Source organism: Bacillus sp. 2CMS4F, from assembly GCF_023161785.1.
Lineage (GTDB): Bacteria > Bacillota > Bacilli > Bacillales > Bacillaceae > Bacillus > Bacillus halotolerans.
The window spans coordinates 130,927-151,836 of record NZ_JALNTO010000004.1 but is presented as its reverse complement, the minus strand read 5'-3'; the positions used below and the strand labels follow the sequence as shown (position 1 = coordinate 151,836).

The window sequence follows — 20,910 nt, the reverse complement described above, 5'->3', positions numbered from 1 at the left end:
CATCAACACCTTATTGGATATCCTGCTTATAAACACCAGAAGAAGTAACTGCGTAAACAGCGTTACTTGTCAGTTTCAGCTGTTGAACGTCTAGGGCTTCACCGTTCGAGTCACAGCATGTTATCTCTTCCATCTCTTGACTCACATCGGTAGAAATCAAATAAAGAGACGGCTTAAGGTCTGCTCTGTAACAGTTGACCGTCCCGATCCAAAAACCTTCTTTAGTTACTGTGAGCTGATCAAATACTTCTGATTTAGGTGCTTCATCCGACAGAATCCACACCCTTCTCACAACCGTTTCATCAAATGCGGCAATGACTGCATCTCCGTAATACAGCATATAAATCAATCCGTTTTTTTCTGCAAGCCCATAACATTCATCTACAGCCGGTGCATCCATTTCTTCAAGCTTTCTATCAATATACATTTCCTTCTGCTTACCATCTAACGTAAAACACCACACACTATGGCCGCTGGGATTCTCATCATGATAAATCCCTTCATCACATAAACCGACCCAAAGGTGTTGCTTCTCATCAAGAAGACAGCAGGAGACCCCTGAAGGCAAACAAAAAGCACTTTTCACCCTTCCCTCTTCTGAAAAAACCTTTACTTTCGGCTCATACGATTCGTAATAAACGAAGACATAGCCATTTGCACATTGTTGAAATAAATGAATATCGCTGTATGCCATCTGCTCTTTCACTTTAAAATCCCGAACTTCACCAGAAGGATCATAGATTGAAACAGTGATATCACCTTTCTCACCTTTTCCAATGTAAACACGCCCCTGTGCATCGGCATGGAAAAAACAATCGCGGGTGTTCGTGTTGATGATTTTATTCATTTTTAATTTTTTCATTGGTTATACTCCCAAGTTAGAAATTCTCTTACTCGTTAACCTTATACGCATAAAATTGTTTTGAATCAAAAGAAACAAACTCAGCCTCTACAGCTATCAACATGCTGTTCATATTAATAAGAAAATTAGCGTTTGAATGATAGTGTTCTATTTTAGAATTCGAAAGATTTCCGATTCCTTCCGGCTGATAACTGAACTCAAATACTTTCCAATTATATTCTTCTGGAACAATTTTTTCTAATCTCATGTCGCCAACATCCGCACTATAATAAGTAGATGCTACATTTTGGAATGATATTTTATGCGTATATTCAGCTTCACTTTCAAAAACCTTGATATTAAGTGAGAGCTCTTTTTTAAACACATTAAAATCTAAATGAAGGACACTGCACCCCTCATCTATGTAATCAACCCAATCATTAATTGTTTTGTACATTGTCATCTCCTACCTCGTTTTAATCAATAACGCCTTGCAACTAGCAAAAAAACTAATTACTCCGTATATTGTTTGATCCAATCATTTAAATCATCTGTTGAATGCAAATAAGCTTCAGGAGAATCTTTCAAATCTATCCCGCTTAGAAGGATTAACATATCCCAGACTCTACCGTCTTCTATCTCGGGATCATCAGCATAAACATAAGTGCCCGCCCAATCTGACACTTCTTCTCTTGTTGTTTGTCCATTTAAGACACTTTTGATTTTATTTGTGCATTCTATTAGATTTGTCTCGCTCAATTTGATCCCACGTATTCAAAGTACTTAATATTTGTTATAAGTATACAAGCCACTGTACTGATATTTAGATATTTTACGTAAGGGATATCTTCCAAAAGATTTCCTCCTATGAAAACAATCTACCAATATACAAGCTCGCAGCCGTATTCTGTGTGCAATATACATAAACCAAACTGACACTCAGGTTCAACCAAAATAAAACTATGATTGAGAAGCCCTTCGTCGAACTCAATGCATTCCAATAACCCGTCAAGGTGCTCGAGACATTTTCCAAAAGCACAAACTAACGCACCAATTTCGCTGCTGTATTGATGAAACAGCAGAACGTCCCGGTCATCATAAGCAACATATAACTGAGATTTTTTCAAGATTAGCCGTTTCGCTTCCATTTTTCCGAGAGCATCAATCTCACGGATGTTGGCTGATATTGAATTTGATAAAACCAGCTCAAGCAAATGCTTGCTTTGCACAAGATCGGCAAAACGATAAGTGAAGCCCTTTTCTGCATAAGGGGCTAATTTTTCTTTCATTTCGCTCTTCAACAAACGTCTTTTATTCTCGGCGAGTTTTTCGATTAATCTGTTTTGCATGAGCCGCATTCCCTTCGCTGTCAATTTCTCCAGTTCATTTAATTTGATTAATCACCCTCTTGTTTTCTTTGTCGTTCATCATTCAAATTTGTTCTAAAAATCTTGTATCGCTCAAGACACAAGCTTTTTTTGACCATTTAGAATTCACCAGCGGATTTTCTGCAAATGCAATAGCTGTTAAATGATATTTGAAATATTTTCTCTATTTCTTGACCTATTCTGATAGTCCCGGAATCTATTATTTCTATATGGCAGAAGACAGCGTTCAGTAAATCTCTAACAATTGTTTTTTCTGTTAAATGAACTCTGCTCAATATATCTTTTAACTCAACATCTTTTTTCAATAAAATGATCTTCTCATGAGCAACAATTGCATTTTCATATTCTTCTGCTGATGTTTTCATAAAAGAAATTTTTTTATGATGAAACAAATTATTTGTTTTTAAATTCGCAGAGTATATACAATCATTACTATCCTTATTTGAAACGAGTAAGAATACATTGTATATTGTTTATTTTCCACATTTTTCAATATATCGAATATTATATGCTCTATTTTTTTATATTCTTTTTCAACCCAATCATAGTCATTGAGAGTTGATATTTCATAAAAATAGTACATTCACTTTTCCCCTTAAACGCAATTGAGAAAGCCTCTTTTCCATCCCTTCTCTAGAACTTGTAAAAGGGTTCTATATCTGCATCCCGAGTCAAATGATTCGCCAAAAAAATTGAAATAACTGTATTATAGATTTAACATGTTAGCGCCATTGGAATATGATTACAATATTTTTACTAGAATGTTTATGTTATTTTAAGAATAAAAAAAGGCCACTTAGGCCTTTTACATCTTCAATCTCAAACTTGTTCTATATTATTGTCCTCAGCCACCACATCCGCCTTCCCCTGCCTCCTGACAAGCGTCAAAGCCATACCCGCAAAGATCATTGCAATGCCGAGTGTCTGAAAAAGATCCGGCCGGAATCCCGTAAACACGGTATCGAGCACGATCGCGACAGCGGGGTCGAGGAAGACAATGACCGAAATAAATTTCGTTGATAAAAATCGCAAACTGTCAAAAAACAGCAAATACACAATACCTGTATGAATAATACCAGTGGAGACGACCATGATCCAGTTTCCCTGAGACAGGTTTGCAAAAGCGCCGAAGTGAATAAACGGAATCAGGATGATAACCCCTAAACCGGTTTGCAGGAAGGTGGTCGTGTAAGGGCTGAGGTTTTGAATGCCTTTTCCCAATAAAGTGGTGAACGCATAAAACAGTGCGGCGAGAACTGCCCAAATGATTCCTGATCCCATCAGCTGTGTCAATGAAGTGCTGCCGTTAATCCCGGAAATCAGCGCCGTTCCAAGAAAGCAGATGATAATGGAGCTGACGGAGATCACATTTAATTTTTCTCTATAGATAATACTCCCCAGGAGAAGAACAAGCACAGGTGCAAGGTGGTATACAGAGATGGCAATTGTAACTGACGTTTCTTCAAAAGACTTAAATAAGAAGACCCAGTTGAATACGAGAAAGAAACCGCACGCCAATGTTTGCAGCACGTCTCTCTTGCTCCACTTTTCGGTTTTATACTGGCCGGACGCCACCCAGCAAAAGCTTAAAAATAGCGTCGCGCACAGGCAGCGGACAAAGACCAATTCAAATGACTGCAAATTGGTATGCTCAGAGAAAAAGCCGATAGAACCGAAAATCACCATGGAGATGACCATTTTCAGCACGGCTGTTGGTTTTTGTTTTTGTTTTTGTAATATGAGATTTTGCTGCATCAAATGCCCCCCAGTATAGCTATCTGCAGATATAAGAGAAAATCCTCTTTTTTACATATTGATACTATTATAAAGGAAGCAGTTCCATAAATCACCCAGAGTTATTTTACGAATCTATACATAAAAAAAGCGCCTTGCAGGCGCTTTTTTCTTCTTATCTATCGGACAATTAATACAGGACAAGTTGATAATTGAGACACTTTATGGCTGACGCTTCCAAGCATCATTTCTTTCAGGCCGCTGATGCCCCGGCTGCCGACTACGATCAGGCTGACACCTTTCTCTTTTGCGTGATTTAGTATCTCGTGCGCCGGCTCGCCATTCGCATAAATGATTTCAGCTTGAACACCGTTCTCGGCTGCATTTTCTTTTGCCTTCTCAAGGATTTTCATGCCTTCTTTTTTAACCTCATCCCTGATTTCATCAATAAAGTGTTCAGGCACATAGACAATTCCCGTCAGAGAAGAAGTCGTGACGACGGCTTCTCTCCCCACATGAAGGATGCTTAGTTCCGCCTGCTGTTCTTTGGCCAGATGCACTGCGGCATCAAGCGCTTTTGCACTCATGTCTGATCCGTCAATCGCAACTAACATTTTATTAAACATGCTCTTCCCGCCTTTCGGACTGTGGGTGGTTCATCTTTCTCTTTTATTGTCCGCCTGCTGTCTGTTATTGTCAATTGCGGTGTATGTTTTTTCATAAAGTTGTCAGAGACTTTCTCCGTTTGTGGCAATGACCTGCTGATACCAGCCGAAGCTTTTTTTCTTGATGCGATTCAATGTTCCGTTTCCTTCATTGTCCCGATCCACATAAATGTAGCCGTAGCGCTTTTTCATTTCCGCAGTAGATGCGCTGACAAGGTCAATCGGTCCCCATGATGTGTATCCGATCAGCTCAACGCCGTCAGCAATCGCTTCACGCGCTTCCATTAAGTGGTCCCGCAGATAGTCAATTCTGTAATCATCGTGAATGGAGCCGTCCTCCTCAACTTTGTCTGCCGCGCCAAGGCCGTTTTCCACGATAAACAGCGGCTTCTGATAGCGGTCGTATAACGTGTTGAGCGTGATGCGCAAGCCTTTCGGGTCAATCTGCCAGCCCCATTCTGATGATTTGAGATAAGGGTTTTTCACTCCGCCCAGCAGGTTGCCCCCTGATTTTGCAAGCTCTTCCGGATCTGTGCTCGCAGCCATCGACATGTAATAGCTGAATCCAATATAATCCACCGTATGTTCTTTCAAGAGTTCTTCATCGCCTTCAGCCATTTCAATCGTAATATTGTTTTCTGCCAGATAGCGTTTCATATATCCCGGGTATGCGCCTCGTGCCTGAACATCTGAGAAGAAAAGTGTTTTGCGCTCATTCTCCATTGCCGCGAAAACATCCTCCGGCTTAGAAGTCATCGGATAGGTTGTCGTCGCGGCGATCATACAGCCAATTTTTGAGTCGGGAATGATCTCATGCCCCGCTTTAACGGCAAGGGCGCTGGCGACAAACTGGTGATGTGCGGCCTGGTACATCACGTTCAATTGATTTTCTCCTTCTTGAAAAACAAGACCGCCGCCTGTAAACGGCGCATGGAGGACCACATTAATTTCGTTGAATGTCATCCAGTACTTCACTTTGTGTTGATAGCGTTTGAAAACAGTTCTGGCATAGCGTTCATAAAACTCTATGACTTTGCGGTTCTTCCAGCCGCCATAATGTTTCACAAGACCGAGCGGCATTTCATAATGAGAGATGGTCACGACTGGCTCAATATGATGCTTTAACAGCTCATCAAACAGGTCGTCATAAAATTTGAGGCCTTCTTCATTTGGCTCCTCTTCATCGCCATTCGGAAAAATTCTTGTCCACGCAATCGATGTGCGGAACGCTTTGAAACCCATTTCTGCAAATAAGGCAATATCCTCTTTATAACGATGATAAAAATCAATTCCGGTATGATACAGATTTAAAGAAGTCATCGATTCATCAAATGGAGACATGATGCCGTTCGGTGATACATCAGCTGTCGAAAGTCCCTTGCCGCCCTCGTTATAAGCGCCCTCAACTTGGTTGGCAGCAACCGCGCCGCCCCATAAAAACCCTTCTGGAAATCGTTTTGCATTTGCACTCATTACAGTTCACCTCATCAGTTTATTTTTTAAGATAAAGCAAGCAGCGCTTCTTTTGTTTGCACCCTGCCGATTTCTTTTACCGGCGAAAATGAATATTGGTCTGTGTTAGTGACGATAACCGGAGTGATCACGTCATATCCAGCTGCTTTAATCTGTTCCAGATCAAAGGAAACGAGCGGATCTCCAGGCGCGACCTTGTCGCCTTCTTTAACATGAGCCGTGAACCATTGGCCCTCCAGTTTGACAGTGTCCAATCCAATGTGTATGAGGATCTCAGCTCCCTGATCACTCGTAATGCCAATGGCGTGCTTTGTTTTAAAAACGGTGGTAACGCTTCCATGAACAGGTGAGACAACTTCTCCTTCTTCAGGCTCAATGGCAAACCCTTTTCCCATGATCCCGGCAGAAAACACTCCGTCATTGACTTCGCTTAATGCTTTCACTTCCCCTTTAATCGGACTGCGAATGATTTCTCCGCTGCCCTGATGACCATTTGTCACAGAAGGCTGCTGATCACTTTCAGACGGTACATCCTCGAATCCAATAAGATAAGCTGCCGCTGTTCCCGCAACAAACGCAATCACAAGACCGATTATCGCGTAGATAAACGTTGGGCCGATAAAGACCGGGATACTCGGCAGCCCTGCGTTGCCTCCGACAATGTAGGAAGCGACACCCGTAACGCCGTAAAATGCGCCGCCAGCCGCACCGCCAAGCAAAGCGGCCGCAAACGGTTTTTTCAATCGCATATTAACGCCGTACATCGCGGGTTCTGTAATCCCCATCAGCGCCGTCACACTTGTGGTAAGCGCAAGCGATTTAAATTTCTTGTTTCTGGAGCGAAGAAAAACCGCAAAAGATGCACCGGCCTGCCCCATATTCGCCAAAAACATGGCGGGCAGCAAATAATCATGGCCGTTTTGCGCGATGTTGTTAATCATAATCGGCACCAATGCATAATGCATGCCCGTCATAATGATCAAAGAGAACGTTCCCGCAAGCAAAATCATCGCCACAAGCCCGGCATGATCAAATAAATAGTTTACGCCGACAGACAAGTATTCTCCTAAAATAGCACCCAGCGGACCAACTGTAATCAGTGTCAGCGGCACGACGATCAATAATGTCAGGGTCGGAACGACAATCAATTTGAGAGAAGAATGCGTGATTCGGTCAATCCACTTTTCCACATACGATGCGATCCAAATCGCAAGCAAAATCGGGATGACCGTTGATGAATAAGTGGCAGCGGTTACAGGGAGCCCGATAAAGGATATCGGTTTCCCGGAACCAAGCAGCGCCGTCAAATCCGGATGCAGAATCGCCGCAGCAATCGCCGCAGCTACATACGGATTGCTTCCAAACTTTCTCGCCGCACTCATCGCAAGCAGGAGCGGAAGAAAGTAGAACGCACCGTCACCAACAGCTGACAGAATGACATGGACCTGGCTCTTCTCCGCCATCCAGCCGAATGTGACCGCTAACGCAACGAGCCCTTTGATCATACCTGCACCAGCAATCGCGGGCAGGATCGGTGTAAACACACCAGAAATCACATCAAAGACCGCACTCAGCACATTCTTTTTCTGGCCAGATGCCCCGGCGCTCTTTTCATCACTGAGGCTGCTGTTTTGCAAAATCGCCTGATACACCTTCGGCACATCATTTCCGATGATAATTTGAAACTGCTCACCGCTGATATTGGTGCCCATCACACCCGGCAGCTGCTCCAATTGACTCCGGTCCGCTTTCGAATTGTCATAAAGATTAAAACGCAGTCTCGTCATGCAGTGAATCACGCGCTGAACGTTTTCTTCACCGCCTACGAGTTGTAATATGTCTTTCGATAATTTATCATAATCCATGTGTATACCTCCTTTTTTTGGGGGAACCGGCTGGATGAAAGGTGGCCGCCTTTCTCCAGCTTTTTTTGTATTTAATGCTGCATCACCTCCAAAATGAGAATAAAAAAAACCTAAATGACACAGATTGCGAGAGTCTCCTCCTGCACCTGTACCATTTAGGTTTTGCCTGCTTTCGCAGTAACAATCCTGACGGGTCGCTGATTTGTTTGTAGGTATACTTTAGCACTAGATTTATAGGATGTCAACGCTTTCATTTTTAGTATTGACTAAGAGTATCGATTCTAGTACAAAGGTAACAATAAAGATTTAAACTTATTATTAACTTCACTAAAATATTATTGTTATTAAAAAACCTTGAAAGGCATTTTTTCCAATCAAGGTTAAGAATCGTTATCGTTTAAATTTTATTTAAAGACTTCTTTATTTGCACTATTACATTTTTTAGCCAATCAATTGGTTCTAAATTAAACGCAGGAAAATACACGCCATCTGCGCAAGATTGAATGTAATCATTTTTCTCATTATCTGAATGCTTACTTTCTATAAAATCCGTTAAAAAGACAATAGCATCCTCCAAATATTCCTTACTTTCCTCTGTTAATAACTCTTGTAAAGCATCATCGGGAGATTCAATATCCTGATGGAATGTTCCAGCCAAAAACTGAAAAACTGGGTCCTCTTGTTTATTGATTGATAACATGTCATCTCGCTCCTTTTAGGGAGAGCTAATGGGATAAATACCCTATATTAGATTTTTCATTTTAAAGCTAAAATGTGTAAATCATTCATCATCTTATAAATCAAGATAATACTGATCGTTCTTTTCTATTTTTCTTAAAAACTCGGTAAGAGAAGTTGCAATTATCACTCTGTAAAATTTAATTCACTGCACTTTTCTTTTATCCATTCTATTCTTTCATCAGCTTCCTCTGTTGATAAAATACCTCGTTTATTTTTGTACTTAATATTTTCTTTTGCCCCGATTAAAATGATCTTGGTATATTCCACTGTCTCTATTGTGCATATACTATCTTCTTCTTCGTCTGCGAAAATATCTTCAACCACAGTTTTATGTTTATCAGAACTAATTATATTTACATTCCCTCCACTTTCGTATATTGGTAATTTTCCAGCTAATACTTTTATTAAATGCTCAATCTCTTCTTTTATGCTATTAAAATCGCTAAATATATCAGCTCCTAACAAATTACTAATGAGGTATCCATTTTTAAGTGGTTCTTCATTTTCCAAATTTAAAATGGCTTCATCATAATCATCATTATATTCAATCGTATATTTATACTTGAGCAATTAAACTATCTCCGCTATTTATTACTCACCGTTGGGTGGCGTGCTTTTAACACAAGCAAGACAATGAGTATTTTCCAATCGTACTTTAAAGAGAATTATTTCCCTCTCAGTTTCCAGAAATTCTTTCAGTAGTTCTTTTACTGTATATTTCGAATCAGAAGGATAATAAAATGCATCCGATACATTTCTAAAAAAATTGTGCATATGTTCAGGTTTATTAAAAATAGAAAAAATGTTTTCAATGTTGCTAAACATAATATCATCAGAAGAATAATTATATATATCCTTCAAAACAATGCATAACCATTAATGATATTCTCTATTCATGGCTCCAGAAGACTGTCAGATACTATTTGTTCTAATAAAGCATCTGCTTTTTCTTCAGTTTGTTCCCATGCCAATTCAAGGATATTTTCATCTTTAATATTAAGTTTATTCCCTAGATAATTAACCGCATAACTTGTAACTTCTTGTGAAGAAATTAACTTAAACTGCCTACCAATAAACAATAATCCAGTTACATTCAAATTCACTTTACTTGATTATCTCAACTGAATACATCCTTCTATCTCTTCCATTCTGGTTCACCTGATACTTTTCCACCTCTTTAACGTAATATTTAAAATTAGGAGCTGATTTTCTACAATAGGAAAAGCTTATTCCACTCCACATCACTGTGTGAGAATAAGCTTTAAAAAGTTATCATTTATTTTTAAGCTTTGTTGCATAAACAATTCTATAACAAAATATTAAGAATGAACCTTCTCAAGGAAGTCTTCAAGTATTTTCTTTACTGGGGCACTTGCTTTTGGCAACTTATCATTTATTCGCTGAAGTATGAATGGATCATTCAGTATCATTTGTTTACTCTCGGGAGTCACAAAGCTTCTTAGAGAATCTATGCATACCTCAAATAGCTCTTCATTATCAATACTAAGTAGTGATAGTAATATTGAAAATTCATGTGAACTTCCGTTATTATCCATACAGTATGCCAGTTTTTTTTGCCATTCCAAAGGTTTAGTAAGTGCTTCGTTTTTTAATTTTCCCCAATCATCTGCTCTAAAATCTGACAATATATCACTTGCAATTATACAACCATCATCGTACCATGAGTCCTCAGTTGTTTCAGCAGATAAAAGATTATCCAATTCTCTATACATTTTTTATCACCTTTCAATTTACATCTCAAAAACCTGATGGACGAGGCGCATTTACCTTTCCTGTTGGGTAACCACTAGTTACATCGTCACCATTTTTGATAACATCTATTTCCACTCCATTTTTTGATGCTCTATGCCAAGTTGATCTATCCCTCAACCTTGTAGATATAGGTGGTGTATTTCCAACCTCTATAATACTCTTAAGAATCTGATCATCATTCCACGATTCCGGAAATAATGTACTCTTTTTAATTTTAGAAATATTACCATCTACAAATTGCTTAGTAAACATAACATTTTTCGTCCCATCTGCATTAGTAGATAGTACTTCCACTGCGAAATTATCATTAGCGTTGTTTATACTTGAGGAATGTCCACCTATTAAAATATTTTTTGGAACTTTACGTTGTCCTTCCAATATTTTCGCTTCCATATCTGAGCTAATAACCGTCTTTGAAGATACCAATTTCCTACCTTCACTCGCACCCTTTGAAGCAGCCTTATTAACTTCACCCTTACTCTCCTTCTCCGCAATATGTTTAGCCACATCTGTAACAACACGCTTCCCGCCTCGGACCGCCAATTTTTTAACAGCACCCTGAGGGCTTACCCACTCAATAAATTCATATTGAGTTCCGGCAAGAAACGAATCAATTGGCTTAGCTCCGCCTACTTTATCCTCTGGAATGTAAGACACTTCTTCTAGCCGCTTTTTCCCTCCAGCGTAGAGTTCTCTCACAATTTGGCCGTTTTCATATACATAATATTTGCCGCCGACGTAGTCGATGCTTGCAGTATCACGAGTTAGTTCGTCAATCACTTCTATCGTATCTATCTTTTTTAATCCTTTATGATTATATAGTTTATCATTTATCACCCGTATGTCTCCATAGACTTTCGGGTGGGCTGCTGCTTCTTTCTGCAGTACCGTCAAGTTACTGTCATCACCATAAATCTCATGCTCGACCTTTTGTTGTTTGTCATCCATCATCACAGAATCAACGTTTGATTGCTTATGTTTCTCCAGTTTCTTCAGCATCATCTCCATCGGTGAATCATCCGCCTGCTTCATTTGCGAGTTAATACCGCCGAAGGTTTGGTTGATGTTTTCTTCTTCCTGTGATTTCAAGATGGAGCCGGTTTTGTATCCTGTGATTTCAATTTTCGGACCGGTGTACATGGTTTCGAGCTGGTCTATATATTTTTTCATCGTTTGAAAATCTGATTTTGGCGTTTCTAGTGCTTGGGTTTGCTGGCCGTCAAATTGAAAGAGCTTATTCAGGGTGTCCGAAATCAGTCGCTCAGCCTGTTCTGTTTCCAACCGAAAAAAGGAGTCATTGACTGTCGGCAGGCTGACAATGTGGCCGATGGCTGATGTTTGCCGATTGACTGCGTCAGTGAGCTGTTCTGTCACTTCTCGTGCATGCTTGACTCCGTGTCTCGCGTCGTGTGAGAGAAAAGCCTCTGCGATCATGCCGTGGGAGTCAGATTCTACAGAGGAAATCGCATGCTGTGTTTGTTTCAGCACTTTTTTGTATTCGTCGATAAACATGCCAAAGAAAAGGAGAAAAGGCTTGTGACACTCCTCGTAAAAGGTCCGGATGGCATCTCCGCCTTTTCCTTTTAGCGCATCCTTCATGCCTGCCAGATGTTCAACACTTTTTTCCAGCTTCTCCAGCTGCTGTTTTTGCTTGTCCAGTTTCTCTATCGTATGCTGAATGCCCTCGTGAAGAGCGTGGACATCTAATGTTTTCAATCCCTTGTCCTCCCGCGCTTTATTTCATGGAAGATGATATGTTTTCGTCCGTTTCCTTCATGGCGTTTACCGCGCTTTCCGTTTGTGCGATATGCTTGGCCAGAACGGACGCATATGCTTCAGTGAGCTCTTTGATGTCCTCATTTAATTGCTCGATGGACTTTACAACGTTTAAATGGTTTCTGCCTGAGATATGGCCTGGCAAGGAGGACTTGAGTTCAGCTGAATTCTTGAGCTGAGAAAGCCCTTGCTTCACTGTGCCATAGACCATTTTGATTTCCTGTGCCAATTGTGCTCACCTCACTATTTATGTTTTTCCTTCTCTATTTCATGCTCTATTCTCGTGATTTGGCGTCTGATGGAATAGACGTCTCCCTCTAATGAGTGGATTTTTCCTTCTATACTTTCGATGATTCCGCTGACTTGATCGCTTCTGATTTGCTGATATGCTTTGTTCATTCCTTCACGAATATCTTCAAATCGCTCCGCATGTGTTCCTCTCCATGCCTCCCGGTTAAGATGAGGCCGGTGAATAAGATGCTGGGCCTCGGAAAATTCGTGTTTGATTTGCCTGATTTCGTGCAGCACTCGTTTTAACTGATGGATTTGTTCCTGTTTTTCATGTAAGTCGGCTTTTACCGAATGTAACAACATTTCACTATGCATGCCGCAACACCTCGTGTTTCTATCAAACTGTGTCAATTCTTTACAATACAGACTATTTTCATATTACATGATGGATCATATTGGATAAATAGGTAAAAGGGTTTGTCTTATAGAGAGTGTAAATAAGTATATTTATCTATCATCCTCTCCATTTCACTTTCTCGCGAATGTTTTTCAACTTACACAGGACTATAAGCGCAGGTACAATTATCCTCATTTGATTCGCAACGCCATTTGCAAATCCCTGTTACCTATAGTCAATAATAATGATAAAATTAGGATATCTATCTAAATATGGGGAGCAAAAAATGACAAAAAACAGTGGTTTTCATGAAGAATTGCAAGAAAAAAACAAGCTTTATCCCGCCGAACATCAATTTCAACCTGTTTTACCGAAAGAATATGCAGAAATTTTAACTTTACATATAGCTAAACAATTTGGCGAGAAAATCAAAACGCTTGTTCAACATGGACAATTTCATCAGGCGATTGAATTAACCCAAAAAATATCTTCTGATCTTGGTAATGATACTGCCTTTGCAATTCCACTTTCTACAGTTCTTTATCATTTAGATGACATGGATCTTCCTGTATCAGAGCATTTTTCACTATCACGGTTGAATCTGCTCGGAAACCATAGAGCGGATGATAATTTTTTTAAAACATTAAAGAATGAAATGTTAACTGCTGATCGTGTGGATTTTATGGTCAGTTTTACAAGGTGGTCTGGTGTCCAACTTCTTATTCCACCATTACAAGAGCTCAATAAACGTAATGTGCCAGTACGTATTATCACATCAACATATATGGGAATTACTGAACATAAAGCACTTAAACAACTCATGCAATTTCAAAATGTCGACTTAAGAATTGTAAATGATTACCGTCAATCTTTTCATACAAAAGCTTACTTATTTGAACGCCTTTCAGGGCAACATAGTGTCATTATTGGATCATCAAATCTTTCGCAATCCGCTCTGACCACTGGGTATGAGCTAAATGCGAGAATACCTGATACAAAATATCTTCCTATTTTTCAACAAACAAAAGATGTCTTTAATAAAGTATGGCTCGAAAAAACACAACCGGTCGATGACCAGTTCTTAAAAGCTTATGAAGAATTTCAAGCAGCTAACCACAAAATGAGCGCGTCTCTCGTCTCTCAAAACTCTCTTTATCAAACAAAAATACAACCTAATGCCATGCAAGAAATAGCTCTTAAAAACCTCAAGAAAACGAGAGAGCAAGGTGAGGAAAAGGCTGTTATTATCGCTGCAACTGGTACAGGAAAAACATATCTTGCAGCATTTGATTTTTCCGAATATCAACCAAAAAAATATCTTTTTATCGCTCATCGTGAGGAGTTACTAACTAAAGCTATTGAAACATTTGAAAAAGTCACAAATGACCCTGATAACTTTGGATTGTTAACTGGATCGAAAAAAGAATGGAATAAAAGGTTTTTATTTAGCACAGTTCAAATCTTGCATAAAGAAGAAACATTAAAACGGTTTGCACCAAATGAATTTGACTACATTGTCATTGATGAATTTCATCATGCAGAAGCCTCTACCTATCAATCAGTGTTGAATTACTTTAAACCTGAATTCTTATTAGGTTTAACTGCAACTCCAGAACGTTTAGACGGTAAAGATGTGCTTGAGATCTGCAATCATAATGTTGTCTATGAAATTCGCCTTCGAGATGCGTTAGAAGCTGAATTGCTCGCCCCATTTCATTACTTTGGTATTCCAGATCATACTGTTGATTACGATAAAGTAAAAATAACAAATGGGGTCTATGATGAACGCTCCCTGGTCAACCACTTGAAAAACCATGAGCGAGTCGATTATGTAATAAAGATGATAAATATGTACGGTTTCCACGGAGAAAAAATGTGTGGGTTGGGCTTCTGTACTAACGTTGAACATGCCCAATATATGAGCCAAGAATTTAATCAATTAGGATTCCATACAACATATTTAACAGGGCAGGATTCCTCAGCACAACGTCAGAAAGTGATTAGAGAACTTGAAGATCCGCATCATAGTTTAGAACTGATTTTCACAGTAGATATTTTTAATGAAGGCATTGATATACCAAAATTAAACTTACTGCTTTTTTTGAGGCCAACTGAATCACCTACCATATTTATTCAACAGTTAGGAAGAGGATTAAGGAAGGCTGATGATAAAGAGTTTGTAACGGTACTTGATTTTATAGGAAACTATCAAAAATCATTTGTCATACCGCTAGCCCTTTCTGGACAAACAAGTCAAAAATCGTTTGATAAAGATTCGTTGCGAGTTGCAGTTACCCATGAGTTTGCAGACTTACCTGGTGGGTCTTATGTAGATCTTTCATCTGTAACGAAGAAAGAGATTTTACATAAAATAGATAGTATTAAACTAAATTCAACTGCCATGCTAAAAACATTATATTATCAATTTAAACGAGATATTGGGCGTTCCCCAGAGCTACTTGATTTTCTGTATTCAGATCAAGCTCAAGGGCTTACCTTTTTTATAAAAAAATATAAGTCTTGGGTTGAAACGAAAAGAAAAATGGATGACCTTCATTCGTTAGATAAAGAAATATTAAATGATTCGTTAGTTTTAAGAATGGTATCCTGGTTAGAGCAACAGTTTCCTATCAAGTGGCCTTATGATTTATTAGTGTTGCAATGTGGATTTAATACAAGAAGAATCACTGTCGATGATGTTAAAAAATCTTTAAAAGATACATTTCATTTACAAATCAAAAACACGAATATACACGACAACTTGATTAAACGATCTATGGAGCGCTTAGCCAAACCAAAACAACAATGGTGTTTTGGTGTAGTAGAGGAAGATACGTTCATACTACAATCAGATATTATTGAACGTTTATGTCATCCTCAGTTTGGTCCTTATATTAAGGAGCGTATCCAATATGGTTTAACTGAATTTAGACGTATGAATAATATAGAAGCACTTTTATCTAGTGAACTACAACTCACCTTGTATCAAACATATACTAGAAATGAACTCATACATTTATTTCAATCAACTGATCAAGAGGGAACGTGGAGAGAAGGTGTAAGGAGAGTTAACAATAATTACTTAATTTTTATTACATTAAATAAATCTGAAAAAGTTGAGGATCATTTGTTATATAAAGATTACTTTATGGATCCCTATCATTTTCATTGGCAAAGTCAAAATCAAACATCACATGATTCTACTGTAGGTCAGAATTTTATTAACCATAGACAAAGAGAATATAAAATACATCTATTCGTACGTAAATTTAACGAAATGCATGACATCACCTTACCTTTTATTTATCTAGGTAAAGTAGATTACGTATCAAGCAATGGGGACAAACCTATGAATGTAATATGGAAGCTTCATCAGCCTGTCCCAGAAAACTTGTATGTTGATTTGATTAACTAAATACATCTAAAAAAGTTATTATGTGTCTGTATTATTATTTTTAGTTACAGACACATCTTCTTTTTTAGGGTCCTTAAATTCAAAAAGACTTTTTACCAGACGATCAAATGCAGTAAAAACTGTTAAAAATAGATAAGCAAAAAAATCAAATACCTTACTTGGTTCCTCTAGTCCTAATAATATTTTATAATCAGAGTAGCTTTTTACTAAAACATAAAATAATAAGACAATATAAACTATAATTCTTCTAATACTTTGTTCTGCGATATCAAATGATGTAAGATAAACCCAACTTGTTAGAGTGAATGGAATAGACATTAAAAAAACAAACTGAAAAAAACTTGACATATTATCATAAAAGACAATATAAAAAGTCATAGCTTCTAAAAGAAACAACATATGTATCAAAAAACTCTTACCTGTCCTGCCAAGTAACGGTATTATATTATTATATAAACACCCGTTTTTGTTCAATTTTTTTATAATTTTTTCGATTTTCCCAATATGATTTCCATTTGACTTTTCTAAGTCTTTTTTAACATTTAAAATAAATCTACCCATGAAGATAGATACAATAGCAAAAACTAAAGAAAAAATTAAGAAAGATAATAAATAAAAGAAATTATCCGAAGAACTAATCCAAGTTATAGTAATAATCATATATAAGATACTAACAAATATATATATATTCTCACTAATTTGCAAAAAAAGTTTATATTCATCATTACTTTTCTTATTACGTCTTTTTTTGTACTTCTCAAAAGCTCTATCACTCATTAACTCTAATATTCTTATTATTTTATTGGATACAGTTCTCGTAACCAATATTAGTAGTATTAATATAAAATTTATGATGATAAACCAAATAAGCCATATCACTAGCAGCACCTCACTATTTTTAAGAGAAGATCATGATCGGTTATTTAATTAGCATTTCCACAGTTGGAAGATCAGCAGGTGCCCATTCAAGTGACTCAAGTTCACTCACGGGCAGCCACCTGAGTTCCGCATGTTCTTCGGCAACAGGTTCCCCCTCTACTATTTTCGCTTGTATAGAAATCAAATTAACAATGACTTTCTCATATTCGTGATGAATGTCAGCGATAATCTCACCTGCTTCAATTTTACAACCAAGCTCCTCATGAATTTCTCTTACAAGAGCTTCTCGTGCATTCTCTCCCTCTTCAAGTTTCCCTCCTGGGAATTCCCATAGGTTGGCCAAAGACATGGTTGGCGAACGAAGTGCACATAAAATCATATCTCTATCGTTTTGAATCACTGCTGCAGCAACTTTGATTGTTTTTTTCAATAGATTTCTCCCTTTCTGATAAATATTTTTCCTATCTTATTTTAATACTATGGTTTCTAAACTAAAGAAGCAATGAAAAAACGCCTTCCTACGAAGGCGCCTTCTCTATCTTATTTAGATCCCCATACAGCCTCACCGCTGCCATTCAACACACTAAACGTCATCACATTCTTCTCTCTCACCGAATCCCATTGGCGTAAAAATACCCCATTATACGTCTTGCCGTCTAACGTGATTTCGGCTGTGTCATTTCCAGTTTTCTTCCACGTTCCGGTCATTTCCCCGGAAATGGTGTGGTCTTTGTTGAGCTGAATGTTGATGGTTTTTTTGATGTCGGCTGAGATGTCTTTTCCGTGCTGGATGAGTTTGTATGTTCCTGTGATGTCTTTTTGCTTTACTTTATTCAGTGTTTCACCTGCGTATCGATATGGCGCTGCTACCGGCCAGCCGTCTTTGTTCATGAACATCTGGTGGACTCTGACTTCGTGTTCTTCACCTCTGCCCGGAAAGCGGGTGTGGAAGATTAAATAAAAACGGCCGGTTTTTTCGTCGTAATAGGCTGAGTTGTGGCCCGGCGAGACGTATCCGGCTCCTTTTTCAGTTTCTGTTTCAAATGAATAGCTGCCCATGAGTTTGACGCCGTACGGCTCAATGGAGCGGTCATCGAAGAATGTGCCTTCTTTGCCGCGGACATCAAGCATCGGGTTTCCTTCTGCGTCATAGTAAGGACCGTCTGGTTTTTTGGAGCGGGCGACACGGATGTTGTAGCCGCCTGTTGCGTCTAGACCGCCATATGATAGGTATAAGTAGTAGTAGTTGGTGTCTGGATTGTAGAGGATATATGGGCCTTCGATTCTGCTGTGGTTGCCGCCGAGCAGTTTTTTGCCGTACCCCTGTCCAGGGAGCGGGAAGCCAGTTTTCGGATTCATTTCCAGGATGAAAATGCCGCCTGAATATGAACCGTACACCATCCACAGCTTGCCGTTTTTATCAAAAAAGGTGTGCGGGTCTACGACGTTCGGGTGTTTTGTTGCGTCATACGGTGTTCCGTCATTGCTTGTGCCTTCCATGCCTGATTTCAAAAAGATGCCCTTGTTTTTATAGGGCCCTTCGATGTTGTCAGCGACGGCCACTCCCATGGCGGATCTTGGTGAGTCACCGCGGCAGGCATTGTAGTACATATAGTATTTGCCGTCCGCCAGCTGCGCGACATCAGCCGCCCACAGGGTATCGGATTGCGCCCATTCGAAGGTATCTTTTAATTCTTCATAGACATTGGGAATAAGAGGGTTATTGTTGCTGACACTGCCAGTCAGCTGCTGCCATTGCATGAGGTCATTTGTTTTCGCTGAAGCTAAATGAGATCCGAAAACATAAAAGGTGCCGTTCGTCTCAATGATGGAAGGATCATGGACGCTGACTTCTTTAAAGACGGGTTTTTCTGCCTTTTGTGCATGGGCAGCATTGGGCAGGGTGAAAGCCATGAGAAGAGCAGCAAGAAAACATACACGAAACAATCGGTTGAACATCTGTACAGTTCGCCTCTCTTTTTTATTAAATTTTTAAGCGCTTACATTTTATGAAGGAACACCGGCCCTTTAGGAAGGCCGGATGTTTTCATATTCAAACGGGTAGGTGATTCCCCACTGTTGTCTTACATTGTCCATAATCTCCATCACATCTCTCGAGAAGCTGATGGTTTGGCTGCCTGTTTGATGCAGGACTGCATTTTGCATATCCTCTACTTCATAGTTCAACCCTTTTGCGGTTTCTCCTTCTTCAATCACCTCTGTTTTTCCATTGGCATACGTAATGAGTGCTTTGTCCGGCCTTGTAAAATCGTCGACTGTGATAAAGCCGTTTTCTCCAGCGACTACGCCTCTTTTTGGCATTTTTGCGCGCATGGTCAGCGATATGACGGCCATTTCATTGTCGGTGTTTTTTAGGATGATGCCTGACTGCTCGTCTACACCTGTATCAGCCGGCTTGGCCGTGCTGAGGATCTCATTTGGCTGGCTCGTGAGAAAATATCTTGCGAACGAGAGCGCATAGGCTCCTGTGTCTAAGAGTGCGCCGCCAGCCAGTTCCTGATTAAAGAACCGGTTTGTGACGTCGTATGGCTTGCACGTTCCAAAGGAGACTTGAACCATTTTAAGGGGTCCGATGCGACCGGCCTTTACGATCTCCCGGAGTTTTTTATACAGCGGCATATGGTAGATGGTCATCGCTTCAGATACAATAAGCTGTTTTTCTTTAGCCAAACCGATGATCTCCTTTAGCTGTCTCGCATTGACGGTAATGGCTTTCTCACAAAGAACATGCATGTGATGCTGAAGGCTTTTCATCATATATTCATAGTGGTTTGAATGCGGAGTGGCAATGTAGACAATATCAACATTCTCATCTAGCAGCAGTTCTTCGTAGCTGCCATAGGCTTTTTCGACATGATGCTCCTTGGCGAACACCTTGGCTTTATCCAAGCTTCGTGACCCTGCAGCATAGACCGTTCCGTTTACTTCTCTCAGCGCTTTGGCGAAATCTGAGGCGATTGCGCCAAGGCCGATGATTCCCCAATGTAAGCTCTTCACTGCACTTCGCTCCCCTTCTATATGAACTCATTTCTAGAGTACGACAGCAGCCGCCCGCACACCTGTCTGGCTATGGTGTGCAATGTGCTAGATTTCTGCGTCACGATATCACAATACCAATCTAACTTGTTAAAGACTGTAAAAAACCTTTTGACTTCTATTGCTGAAACAATTAATATAATACTCAGTTAATAGTTATCAGAATTTTTAGGAATTGAGTGATTCATATGACACTGCACAAAGAGCGCCGTATCGGCCGGCTGTCTGTTCTTCTGCTGCTTCATGAAGCTGAGGAAAGTACACAGGTCGAGGAACTGGAGCGAGATGGATGGAAAGTCTGTCTCGGCAAGGTAGGATCAATGGACGCGCATAAAGTAGTAGCCGCAATTGAAACCGCTTCCAAAAAGAGCGGGGTCATTCAATCTGAGGGTTACCGTGAGTCACATGCGCTTTATCATGCGACGATGGAGGCTTTACATGGCGTAACCAGAGGTGAAATGCTGCTTGGATCACTGCTTCGGACGGTTGGCCTGAGGTTCGCCGTTTTGAGGGGAAATCCTTATGAAAGTGAAGCGGAAGGCGATTGGATTGCTGTCTCGCTTTACGGAACAATCGGGGCGCCGATTAAAGGACTTGAGCATGAAACATTCGGCGTTGGAATTAATCACATATGAAACAGCCCATAGATCTTAGACGATAGGGGGCTATGCGTGA

Annotated in this window: 21 protein-coding genes and 3 pseudogenes; 2 read left to right on the top strand and 22 right to left on the bottom strand. The window is 39.6% G+C overall.

Translation table 11 applies throughout. The features are described from left to right. Positions 1-10: 10 nt before the first annotated feature. From MTN95_RS08985 to MTN95_RS08900, 18 genes and pseudogenes are all read right to left on the bottom strand, one after another. A complete protein-coding gene (locus tag MTN95_RS08985) occupies positions 11-463 on the bottom strand; it encodes a hypothetical protein (protein WP_227598640.1) in 453 nt (150 codons plus the stop codon). A 72-nt stretch (positions 464-535) separates the two neighbouring features. After that, positions 536-862 (bottom strand): annotated as a pseudogene (locus MTN95_RS08980) (DNA-binding protein); the annotation flags it as partial. 28 nt (positions 863-890) lie between these two features. Continuing rightward, positions 891-1,304, bottom strand: a complete 414-nt coding sequence (locus MTN95_RS08975; protein WP_248337859.1) for a YxiG family protein — start codon at positions 1,302-1,304, stop codon at positions 891-893. Between the two features lie 50 nt (positions 1,305-1,354). Continuing rightward, positions 1,355-1,719: pseudogene (locus MTN95_RS08970) on the bottom strand (hypothetical protein). Further along, on the bottom strand, positions 1,720-2,190 hold the full coding sequence (locus tag MTN95_RS08965; protein WP_248337858.1) for a YxiF family protein: 471 nt from the start codon (positions 2,188-2,190) through the stop codon (positions 1,720-1,722). Positions 2,191-2,327: 137 nt separating this feature from the next. Further along, on the bottom strand, positions 2,328-2,594 hold the full coding sequence (locus tag MTN95_RS08960; protein WP_248337856.1) for a hypothetical protein: 267 nt from the start codon (positions 2,592-2,594) through the stop codon (positions 2,328-2,330). Between the two features lie 454 nt (positions 2,595-3,048). Beyond that, the gene (locus tag MTN95_RS08955) at positions 3,049-3,984 is read right to left on the bottom strand and encodes a DMT family transporter (RefSeq protein ID WP_248337854.1); all 936 of its coding nucleotides are present in this window, start codon (positions 3,982-3,984) and stop codon (positions 3,049-3,051) included. Positions 3,985-4,142: 158 nt separating this feature from the next. After that, on the bottom strand, positions 4,143-4,589 hold the full coding sequence (locus tag MTN95_RS08950; protein WP_003236288.1) for a universal stress protein: 447 nt from the start codon (positions 4,587-4,589) through the stop codon (positions 4,143-4,145). A 102-nt stretch (positions 4,590-4,691) separates the two neighbouring features. Continuing rightward, the gene (gene bglH / locus MTN95_RS08945) at positions 4,692-6,101 is read right to left on the bottom strand and encodes an aryl-phospho-beta-d-glucosidase (protein ID WP_248337852.1); all 1,410 of its coding nucleotides are present in this window, start codon (positions 6,099-6,101) and stop codon (positions 4,692-4,694) included. Positions 6,102-6,127: 26 nt separating this feature from the next. Further along, the gene (locus tag MTN95_RS08940) at positions 6,128-7,966 is read right to left on the bottom strand and encodes a beta-glucoside-specific PTS transporter subunit IIABC (RefSeq protein WP_248337850.1); all 1,839 of its coding nucleotides are present in this window, start codon (positions 7,964-7,966) and stop codon (positions 6,128-6,130) included. Between the two features lie 397 nt (positions 7,967-8,363). After that, complete coding sequence (locus MTN95_RS08935) at positions 8,364-8,666, bottom strand: contact-dependent growth inhibition system immunity protein (RefSeq protein WP_248337848.1); 303 nt, start codon at positions 8,664-8,666, stop codon at positions 8,364-8,366. Between the two features lie 93 nt (positions 8,667-8,759). Then, a pseudogene (locus MTN95_RS08930) lies at positions 8,760-8,834 on the bottom strand (hypothetical protein); the annotation flags it as partial. Beyond that, positions 8,831-9,277, bottom strand: a complete 447-nt coding sequence (locus MTN95_RS08925; RefSeq protein WP_248337846.1) for a hypothetical protein — start codon at positions 9,275-9,277, stop codon at positions 8,831-8,833. The gene MTN95_RS08925 and the pseudogene MTN95_RS08930, both read right to left, overlap by 4 nt. A 323-nt stretch (positions 9,278-9,600) precedes the next feature. Beyond that, complete coding sequence (locus MTN95_RS21540; protein ID WP_253295362.1) at positions 9,601-9,804, bottom strand: DUF2247 family protein; 204 nt, start codon at positions 9,802-9,804, stop codon at positions 9,601-9,603. Between the two features lie 222 nt (positions 9,805-10,026). Continuing rightward, positions 10,027-10,440 carry a hypothetical protein gene (locus MTN95_RS08915; protein ID WP_248337844.1) on the bottom strand — a complete coding sequence of 138 codons (414 nt, stop codon included), beginning with the start codon at positions 10,438-10,440 and terminating at the stop codon, positions 10,027-10,029. A 25-nt stretch (positions 10,441-10,465) separates the two neighbouring features. Further along, a complete protein-coding gene (locus MTN95_RS08910; RefSeq protein ID WP_248337842.1) occupies positions 10,466-12,196 on the bottom strand; it encodes a T7SS effector LXG polymorphic toxin in 1,731 nt (576 codons plus the stop codon). A 19-nt stretch (positions 12,197-12,215) separates the two neighbouring features. After that, entirely contained in the window at positions 12,216-12,485 is a 270-nt protein-coding gene (locus MTN95_RS08905; RefSeq protein WP_010332483.1) for a YwqI/YxiC family protein, read from the bottom strand. A 14-nt stretch (positions 12,486-12,499) separates the two neighbouring features. Continuing rightward, entirely contained in the window at positions 12,500-12,862 is a 363-nt protein-coding gene (locus tag MTN95_RS08900) for a YwqH-like family protein (protein ID WP_248337840.1), read from the bottom strand. A gap of 308 nt (positions 12,863-13,170) precedes the next feature. Here MTN95_RS08900 and MTN95_RS08895 point away from each other — a divergent pair, with 308 nt between their 5' ends. Continuing rightward, on the top strand, positions 13,171-16,299 hold the full coding sequence (locus MTN95_RS08895) for a DUF3427 domain-containing protein (RefSeq protein ID WP_248337838.1): 3,129 nt from the start codon (positions 13,171-13,173) through the stop codon (positions 16,297-16,299). 18 nt (positions 16,300-16,317) lie between these two features. Here MTN95_RS08895 and MTN95_RS08890 read toward each other — a convergent pair whose 3' ends face one another. The 4 genes from MTN95_RS08890 to MTN95_RS08875 form a co-directional block, all read right to left on the bottom strand. Next, the gene (locus MTN95_RS08890; RefSeq protein WP_248337836.1) at positions 16,318-17,076 is read right to left on the bottom strand and encodes a hypothetical protein; all 759 of its coding nucleotides are present in this window, start codon (positions 17,074-17,076) and stop codon (positions 16,318-16,320) included. Between the two features lie 142 nt (positions 17,077-17,218). Beyond that, positions 17,219-17,608 carry a (deoxy)nucleoside triphosphate pyrophosphohydrolase gene (locus MTN95_RS08885; RefSeq protein ID WP_248337834.1) on the bottom strand — a complete coding sequence of 130 codons (390 nt, stop codon included), beginning with the start codon at positions 17,606-17,608 and terminating at the stop codon, positions 17,219-17,221. A gap of 110 nt (positions 17,609-17,718) precedes the next feature. Continuing rightward, positions 17,719-19,137 carry an arabinan endo-1,5-alpha-L-arabinosidase AbnB gene (gene abnB, locus MTN95_RS08880; RefSeq protein WP_248337832.1) on the bottom strand — a complete coding sequence of 473 codons (1,419 nt, stop codon included), beginning with the start codon at positions 19,135-19,137 and terminating at the stop codon, positions 17,719-17,721. Positions 19,138-19,206: 69 nt separating this feature from the next. Then, on the bottom strand, positions 19,207-20,196 hold the full coding sequence (locus tag MTN95_RS08875) for a Gfo/Idh/MocA family protein (RefSeq protein WP_202853172.1): 990 nt from the start codon (positions 20,194-20,196) through the stop codon (positions 19,207-19,209). A 227-nt stretch (positions 20,197-20,423) separates the two neighbouring features. Here MTN95_RS08875 and hutP point away from each other — a divergent pair, with 227 nt between their 5' ends. Next, on the top strand, positions 20,424-20,870 hold the full coding sequence (gene hutP / locus MTN95_RS08870; RefSeq protein ID WP_044160053.1) for a histidine utilization transcription antiterminator HutP: 447 nt from the start codon (positions 20,424-20,426) through the stop codon (positions 20,868-20,870). The last annotated feature ends 40 nt before the right edge of the window (positions 20,871-20,910 follow it).

Coding starts and splice junctions, on each gene's coding strand:
- MTN95_RS08975 (WP_248337859.1), bottom strand. CDS start 1,304: ATGACAATGTACAAAACAATTAATGATTGGGTTGATTACATAGATGAG.
- MTN95_RS08965 (WP_248337858.1), bottom strand. CDS start 2,190: ATGCAAAACAGATTAATCGAAAAACTCGCCGAGAATAAAAGACGTTTG.
- MTN95_RS08960 (WP_248337856.1), bottom strand. CDS start 2,594: ATGAAAACATCAGCAGAAGAATATGAAAATGCAATTGTTGCTCATGAG.
- MTN95_RS08955 (WP_248337854.1), bottom strand. CDS start 3,984: ATGCAGCAAAATCTCATATTACAAAAACAAAAACAAAAACCAACAGCC.
- MTN95_RS08950 (WP_003236288.1), bottom strand. CDS start 4,589: ATGTTTAATAAAATGTTAGTTGCGATTGACGGATCAGACATGAGTGCA.
- bglH (WP_248337852.1), bottom strand. CDS start 6,101: ATGAGTGCAAATGCAAAACGATTTCCAGAAGGGTTTTTATGGGGCGGC.
- MTN95_RS08940 (WP_248337850.1), bottom strand. CDS start 7,966: ATGGATTATGATAAATTATCGAAAGACATATTACAACTCGTAGGCGGT.
- MTN95_RS08935 (WP_248337848.1), bottom strand. CDS start 8,666: ATGTTATCAATCAATAAACAAGAGGACCCAGTTTTTCAGTTTTTGGCT.
- MTN95_RS08915 (WP_248337844.1), bottom strand. CDS start 10,440: ATGTATAGAGAATTGGATAATCTTTTATCTGCTGAAACAACTGAGGAC.
- MTN95_RS08900 (WP_248337840.1), bottom strand. CDS start 12,862: ATGCATAGTGAAATGTTGTTACATTCGGTAAAAGCCGACTTACATGAA.
- MTN95_RS08895 (WP_248337838.1), top strand. CDS start 13,171: ATGACAAAAAACAGTGGTTTTCATGAAGAATTGCAAGAAAAAAACAAG.
- MTN95_RS08890 (WP_248337836.1), bottom strand. CDS start 17,076: ATGAGTGATAGAGCTTTTGAGAAGTACAAAAAAAGACGTAATAAGAAA.
- abnB (WP_248337832.1), bottom strand. CDS start 19,137: ATGTTCAACCGATTGTTTCGTGTATGTTTTCTTGCTGCTCTTCTCATG.
- hutP (WP_044160053.1), top strand. CDS start 20,424: ATGACACTGCACAAAGAGCGCCGTATCGGCCGGCTGTCTGTTCTTCTG.